Origin of the sequence: Bacillus sp. VT 712 (genome assembly GCF_001614195.1) — a bacterium.
GTDB classification, from domain to species: Bacteria; Bacillota; Bacilli; order Bacillales; family Bacillaceae_H; genus Priestia; species Priestia flexa.
Genome location: NZ_LWBK01000103.1, coordinates 1 through 555, shown reverse-complemented (window position 1 = coordinate 555; position 555 = coordinate 1). Strand labels below are relative to the sequence as shown.

The 555-nt window shown below is 43.1% G+C and carries 1 rRNA gene; it reads left to right on the top strand.

Annotated elements, in window-relative coordinates:
* Nucleotides 1-194: ribosomal RNA gene (locus tag A2U94_RS20185) — 16S ribosomal RNA — on the top strand; the annotation flags it as partial.
* Nucleotides 195-555: the final 361 nt, after the last annotated feature.

Sequence of the window (555 nt, the reverse complement as noted above, 5' to 3'; positions counted from 1 at the left end):
ATCGCGGATCAGCATGCCGCGGTGAATACGTTCCCGGGCCTTGTACACACCGCCCGTCACACCACGAGAGTTTGTAACACCCGAAGTCGGTGGGGTAACCTTTATGGAGCCAGCCGCCTAAGGTGGGACAGATGATTGGGGTGAAGTCGTAACAAGGTAGCCGTATCGGAAGGTGCGGCTGGATCACCTCCTTTCTAAGGATTTTTACATGAAAAGCGAAGGCGATTGTTTAGTCATGAAAAGCGTTGAAGCTTTTGACAGGGAAACCGTTATTTGGTTTCGTTGACAAAAGTGAAACGATCGAACGACTAGGAGCCGTAGCTAGACAAGACGTACGTTTTGAAGCTTTGTTCAGTTTTGAGAGTTCAATCTCTCATTTAATAGAAAGTACATCACTTTCTTCTTATTAGATAAGAAGAATTTTGAGTGCGATTGTTCTTTGAAAACTAGATAACAGTAATAGCTGAGGAAAAGTGAAACTTTTCTTTAATCAAACCAATAAATAACGCAACGCAAGTTGCACCATTTATTCGCTAATGGTTAAGTTAGAAAGGG